Source organism: Herbaspirillum sp. B65 (assembly GCF_000333555.1).
In the GTDB taxonomy this organism is placed as follows: Bacteria; Pseudomonadota; Gammaproteobacteria; order Burkholderiales; family Burkholderiaceae_D; genus Herbaspirillum; species Herbaspirillum rubrisubalbicans.
In genome coordinates this window covers 1-6,323 of record NZ_BADI01000685.1, presented here as the reverse complement: position 1 = coordinate 6,323, position 6,323 = coordinate 1, and the positions used below count along the sequence as shown (strand labels likewise).

Annotated in this window: 5 protein-coding genes; all 5 read right to left on the bottom strand. The window is 63.2% G+C overall.

The window, feature by feature from the left end; all coding sequences use genetic code 11:
- On the bottom strand, positions 1-380 hold a 380-nt coding region (locus I5W_RS16250; protein WP_044530011.1), incomplete at its 3' end, for an NUDIX domain-containing protein.
- On the bottom strand, positions 380-1,255 hold the full coding sequence (locus I5W_RS16245) for an ATP-binding protein (RefSeq protein ID WP_044530010.1): 876 nt from the start codon (positions 1,253-1,255) through the stop codon (positions 380-382). The genes I5W_RS16250 and I5W_RS16245, both read right to left, overlap by 1 nt.
- A gap of 10 nt (positions 1,256-1,265) precedes the next feature.
- Positions 1,266-2,501, bottom strand: a complete 1,236-nt coding sequence (gene argJ, locus I5W_RS16240; RefSeq protein WP_044530009.1) for a bifunctional glutamate N-acetyltransferase/amino-acid acetyltransferase ArgJ — start codon at positions 2,499-2,501, stop codon at positions 1,266-1,268.
- An 85-nt stretch (positions 2,502-2,586) separates the two neighbouring features.
- Positions 2,587-3,387: a DUF2272 domain-containing protein gene (locus tag I5W_RS16235; protein ID WP_044530008.1), complete on the bottom strand. Its 801-nt coding sequence runs from the start codon at positions 3,385-3,387 to the stop codon at positions 2,587-2,589.
- 154 nt (positions 3,388-3,541) lie between these two features.
- Positions 3,542-6,295, bottom strand: coding sequence for a preprotein translocase subunit SecA (gene secA / locus I5W_RS16230; protein WP_044530007.1), 2,754 nt, complete (start codon positions 6,293-6,295; stop codon positions 3,542-3,544).
- Between the last annotated feature and the right edge of the window lie 28 nt (positions 6,296-6,323).

Genomic DNA, 6,323 nt, shown 5'->3' with positions numbered 1-6,323 from the left:
CCATGGATCAGCGGGATGTGGCCCGGCAGCAAGGGTTCCACGCCCAGGTTGCCCTGCCAGGCAAAGGCTTGGCTTTCCAGGCTCTGCGGTTGGCCGCGCCACTGACGGCTGATGTAGAAGTGCAGCCGCACATGGGCATGGGGATAGACGTGCTCCACCCCGCACCAGGGTTCGCCATCGATGACCTCGATGCCCAGCTCTTCCTTGAACTCGCGCTGCAGGGCCGCAAAGATGCTTTCGCCCGGCTCCACCTTGCCGCCCGGAAATTCCCAGTAACCTTCATAGGGCTTGCCTGCCGGGCGCTGCCCCAGCAGCACGTCGCCATTGGGCTGCATCAGGATCCCCACGGCCACGTCGATGGGCTTGCTCGGGCTACTCATCAGGATTGCGCCCGACCGGCATAATCGCGCGCGAACTGCCAGGCCACGCGGCCCGAACGGGAACTGCGTTGCAGCGCCCAGCGCAGGGCGTCGGCGCGGGCTTCGGCGATCTGGTCGTCAGTGCAGCCGAAGTGGCGCAGCCAGTGCGCGACGATGTCCAGGAAATCGTCCTGCTTGAACGGGTAGAAAGTCACCCACAGACCGAAGCGCTCGGAGAGCGAAATCTTTTCTTCCACCGTCTCGCCGGGATGCAGGTCGCCATCCTCGGTGTGAGTGTAGGTGCTGTTGTCGGAGAGGCGCTCCGGCATCAGGTGACGGCGGTTGGAGGTGGCGTAGATCAGCACGTTGTCGGACTGCGCAGCGATGCTGCCGTCCAGCGCCACCTTCAAAGCCTTGTAGCCGCCCTCGCCTTCCTCGAAGGAGAGATCATCGCAGAAGACGATGAAGCGCTCCGGGCGCGTGGCCACCAGTTCGACGATGTCCTGCAGGTCGTGCAGGTCATCCTTGTCCACCTCGATCAAGCGCAGGCCCTGGTCAGCATACTGGTCCAGGCAAGCCTTGATGAGCGAGGACTTGCCGGTACCGCGCGCGCCGGTCAAGAGCACGTTGTTGGCCGGGCGACCGGCGACAAACTGGCGCGTGTTCTGGTCGATCTGCTCCTTTTGCGGGCCGATATTGTGCAGGTCGGACAAAGCGATCTGCGAGATATGGCCCACCGCCTGCAGGTAACCGGGACGCTGGGCGGTGGCGCCGCGCCAGCGGAAGGCGACGGCGGCGTTCCAGTCCGGTTCACGGGTAGCGGCCTGGGGCAGGATGGCTTCGACGCGTGCCAGCAAGGCTTCGGCACGCTGCAGGAATTGGTCTAGCTGGGTCATGAGGCGGCCATCAGGAACGGTAGTCGGCGTTGATCGACACGTAGTCGTGCGACAGGTCGCAAGTCCAGATGGAAGCCTTGGCGGTGCCGCGCGCCAACTTCACGCGCACCACGATCTCGGCCTTCTTCATGACGCGCTGGCCATCTTCTTCGCGGTAATCCGGGTTGCGGCCACCGTCCTTGGCGACCCACACATCATCCAGCCACAGGTTGATCTTGGAGACATCCAGGTCATCGATGCCGGCATAGCCGATGGCGGCCAGGATGCGGCCCAGGTTCGGGTCGGAGGCGAAGAAGGCAGTCTTGACCAGCGGCGAGTGGCCGATGGAGTAAGCGATCTGGCGGCATTCCTCGACGCTCTTGCCGTCTTCCACGGCCACTTCGATGAACTTGGTGGCGCCTTCGCCATCGCGCACGATCTGGTGCGCCAGGTGTTGCGACAGGTCGGTGACGGCAGCGGCCAGTTGCTGATATTCCTCGCTGTCGGCGCTGGTGATCTCCAGTTCGCCGGCGCCGGTGGCCATGAGAATAAAGGAATCGTTGGTCGAAGTATCGCCATCGATGGTGATGCAGTTGAAGGAATGATCGGCGGCATCCTTGACCAACTGGTTCAAGAGCGCCTGCGGCAGCTTGGCGTCGAAGGCCAGGAAGCCCAGCATGGTGGCCATGTTGGGCTTGATCATGCCGGCCCCCTTGCTGATGCCGGTCATGACGACCTGCTTGCCAGCGATGGTCAGGGTACGCGAAGCCGCCTTGGGCTGGGTGTCGGTGGTCATGATGGACTCGGCCGCATTGAACCAGTTGTCGGCCTTGAGGTTAGCGATGGCTTGCGGCAGGCCGGCGATGATGCGATCAGCCGGCAGCGGCTCCAGGATCACGCCGGTGGAGAACGGCAGGATCTGTTGCGGCGCCACGCCCATCTGCTCGGCCAGCGCGGCACACACCGACTTGGCGCGCTGCAGGCCCTCTTCACCGGTGCCGGCATTGGCGTTGCCGGTGTTGATGACCAGGGCGCGGATGGGCTTGTCGGCGCTCAACTGGGCCAGGTTGGCCTGGCAGATCTGCACCGGCGCGGCACAGAAACGGTTCTTGGTGAACACACCCGCCACGGTGGCCGTCTCGGCCAGCTTCATGACCAGCACGTCCTTGCGATTGGCCTTGCGCACGCCCGCTTCGGCATGGCCGAGTTCGACGCCGGCAACGGCTTTGAGATCTGAGGAAACGGGGATCGGGGAATTGACGGCCATGGCGAGCTTTCAGCGTAAAAATCGGAACGCGTATTTTAAACACTTTCCGTCACCGGCTGATGACGGGGCGCGCCGCTTTCAGGATTTAGGGCAGCAGGTTCTTGACCACCACCAGCCAGGGCCGCTGGGCGATCGGCTGGGCCCGCCCGCCGGAGTCGACCGGAATCAGCGATTCGGACACCGAATTGAAGACGTTGCCGCCAATCACCCCGGCCCAGCCATCATCGGCGTGGACTTCCACCACCAGGTCACAATGCCCGGCCAGGCCAGGGCGGATTTCATCGATGGAGGTGATGTTGTTATTGCCGCGCGGGGCGCAGATCAGGTCGCCGGGGGCGATCGATTCGGTCTCGGCCGGACGCAGCACGAACTGCGGCGAGGGGCGCGACTGGCGCTCCTTGAGGAAGCTCAGGTAGTTGAAATGGGTTTCACTGGGCGCGAAGTCCTGTGGCGGCACGTTGGTGGAGACCATCAGCCAGGAAATGAAGGCGGCCGACCAGGCCTGTTCGCAATCGGCACCGGTCAGGTTCTTGCCCACTGCGTGCCAGTATTCGGCCACGCGCTGCACCGCCTCGCCCTCATCCTCCAGCAGCCCCAGGCGCGGCGCGCTGAAGGGTTCATGGCGCATGTCGATCTGCTGGTTGCCGAAGAAATCCCACTCGGCCTTGGCCGCCTCCACCAATGCCGCGCGGGTGGGCGGGGCGGTGCTGATGGCTACCGCCGGCACGGCGGTATCGGTCACCGGAATGGACGGCGTGACCGGGGCATAGCCGGCATTGGCGTTGTCGCGCCATTGCGGCAAGGGCGAGGAGGCGCAACCGGCCAGCAGCAAGGCGCTGGCAAGCGCGCCGACGAGCGCGGGACGGGAAAGCTTGGCGAATGTCATCTTCTTGTTCTCCTGGACGGCAGGCGGTGGCGAGGGGGAGCGCTCATGATAAGGCCAGCCGGGTGAACCATGCAGAAGCCTTCACCATGCCCCCAGAAAAAAGGCCGTACACCTTGACAGGTGGACGGCCTCTTCACTTTTGGCTAACTAGCGATCAAGCCAGCTTGCCATGGCATTGCTTGTACTTCTTGCCGCTGCCGCAGGGGCAGGGATCGTTGCGCCCCACCTTGGGGTATTCCGAACCATCCTCGGAGGCCGCTTGCACGGTGGGTGCCAGCAGTTCTTCCGGAGCTGCTTCGGGGTCAAAGTCGGCGTGCTGGTAGTTGACGTTGATGGGCGAGCCACCGGACAGGCTTTCCTCGGCCGCTTCGATTTCTTCGCGGCTCTGGATGCGCACGGTCATGACCACCTTGATCACTTCGTTCCGAATCAGGTCCAGCATCTGGGCGAACAGCTCAAACGCTTCGCGCTTGTATTCCTGCTTGGGATTCTTCTGCGCATAGCCGCGCAGGTGGATGCCCTGGCGCAGGTGATCGAGCGCTGCCAGGTGTTCGCGCCAGTGGTTGTCGATGGCCTGCAGCATGACGCTGCGCTCGAAGCCGGCAAAGGCTTCCACGCCGACCACGGCAACCTTGGCATCGTAGGCCTCCTTGGCGGCCTTCAAGAGATGCTCCAGCAGTTCGTCGTCGGCCATGTCGGGCTCGGCCTTGAGCGTGGCTTCCAGATAGACATCCAGCTGCCATTCGTTCTTGAGCGCGGCTTGCAGGCCGGGGATATCCCACTGCTCTTCCATCGACTCGGCCGGCACGTATTGGCGGAACAGGTCGGTGAAGACGCCATCGCGCAGGGAGGCGATCATCTCGGCCATGTCGACCGATTCCAGCAATTCGTTACGCTGCTGGTAGATCACCTTGCGCTGGTCGTTGGCGACGTCGTCGTATTCCAGCAATTGCTTGCGGATGTCGAAGTTGCGGGCTTCCACCTTGCGCTGGGCCGATTCGATGGAGCGGGTCACGATGCCGGCTTCGATCGGTTCGCCTTCGGGCATCTTCAGGCGGTCCATGATGGCGCGCACGCGGTCGCCGGCGAAGATGCGCAAGAGCGCGTCGTCCAGCGACAGGTAGAAGCGCGAGGAACCCGGATCGCCCTGGCGGCCGGAACGGCCACGCAACTGGTTGTCCACGCGACGCGATTCGTGGCGCTCGGTGCCGATGATGTGCAGGCCGCCGGCATTGACCACGTGGTCGTGCAGGGACTGCCATTCATCGCGCAGTTGCTGCGACTTGGCGGCCTTGTCGGCGTCCGACAGCGACTCATCGGCTTCGATCAGCTGGATTTGCTTGCCCACGTTGCCGCCCAGCACGATGTCGGTACCGCGACCGGCCATGTTGGTGGCAATGGTGATCATCTTGGGACGGCCGGCCTGCGCCACGATTTCCGCTTCGCGCGCGTGCTGCTTGGCGTTCAAGACGTTGTGCGGCAGCTTGGCCTTGGTCAGGATGCCCGAGAGCAGTTCCGAATTCTCGATCGAGGTGGTGCCCACCAGCACGGGCTGGCCGCGCTCATAGCAATCCTGGATGTCCTTGACCATGGCCATGTACTTCTCTTGCGCGGTCTTGTAGACCTGGTCCTGGCGGTCCTTGCGGGCATTGGGACGGTTGGGCGGGATCACCACGGTTTCCAGGTGATAGATTTCCTGGAATTCGTAGGCTTCGGTATCGGCCGTACCGGTCATGCCGGACAGCTTGGCATACATGCGGAAGTAGTTCTGGAAGGTGATCGAGGCCAGGGTCTGGTTCTCGTTCTGGATCTTCACGCCTTCCTTGGCTTCGACCGCCTGGTGCAGGCCATCGGACCAGCGGCGGCCGGTCATCAAGCGGCCGGTGAATTCGTCGACGATCACCACTTCGCCGTTCTGCACCACGTAGTGCTGGTCGCGGTGATACAGCGTATGCGCGCGCAGGGCGGCGTACAGGTGGTGGATCAGGGTGATGTTGGCGGCGTCGTACAGCGAAGCGCCTTCGGGCAGCAAGCCCATCTGGGTCAGGATCTCTTCGGCCTTGTCGTGACCGGCTTCGGTCAGCAGCACCTGGTGGCTCTTCTCGTCCTTGGTGTAGTCGCCGGGGACTTCGACCTTGCCCTTGCCGTCCGGCGTTTCTTCGCCGATCTGCAGGGTCAGGAGCGGCGGCACCGCGTTCATCTTGTGATACAGCTCGGTGTGGTTCTCGGCCTGACCGGAGATGATCAGCGGGGTACGCGCTTCGTCGATGAGGATCGAGTCCACTTCGTCGACGATGGCGAAGTTCAGGGCGCGCTGCACGCGGTCGTCGGCGTCGAAGACCATGTTGTCGCGCAGGTAGTCGAAACCGAATTCGTTGTTGGTGCCGTAGGTGATGTCGGCGGCGTAGGCTTCCTGCTTGACGTCGTGTTCCATCTGCGACAGGTTCACGCCGGTGGTCAGGCCCAGCCAGCTGTAGAGGCGGCCCATGTCTTCGGCATCGCGCTGGGCCAGGTAGTCGTTGACGGTGACCACGTGCACACCCTTGCCGGCCAAGGCATTGAGGTAGGCCGGCAGGGTCGCCATCAGGGTCTTGCCTTCGCCGGTACGCATTTCGGCGATCTTGCCGAAGTGCAGGGCCATGCCGCCGATCAGCTGCACGTCGAAGTGGCGCATCTTGAGCACGCGGCGGCTGGCTTCGCGGCAGACCGCAAAGGCTTCCGGCAGGATGGCGTCGAGCGTCTCGCCGCCGGCGATGCGTTGCTTGAATTCGGGCGTCTTGGCTTGCAGTTCGGCGTCGGTCAGCTTCTCGACCGAGGGCTCCAGCGCATTAATCTGGCGGACGATTTTTTGATATTGTTTGAGCAGTCGCTGGTTACGGCTGCCGAAAATCTTGGTCAGGAATGACATGCTTGGATTCTATAAAAGCGCCGATGAA

Bases quoted from the DNA above. Each gene is read 5' to 3' on its own strand.
- I5W_RS16235 (WP_044530008.1), bottom strand. From the start codon at position 3,387: ATGACATTCGCCAAGCTTTCCCGTCCCGCGCTCGTCGGCGCGCTTGCC.
- secA (WP_044530007.1), bottom strand. From the start codon at position 6,295: ATGTCATTCCTGACCAAGATTTTCGGCAGCCGTAACCAGCGACTGCTC.
- argJ (WP_044530009.1), bottom strand. From the start codon at position 2,501: ATGGCCGTCAATTCCCCGATCCCCGTTTCCTCAGATCTCAAAGCCGTT.
- I5W_RS16245 (WP_044530010.1), bottom strand. From the start codon at position 1,255: ATGACCCAGCTAGACCAATTCCTGCAGCGTGCCGAAGCCTTGCTGGCA.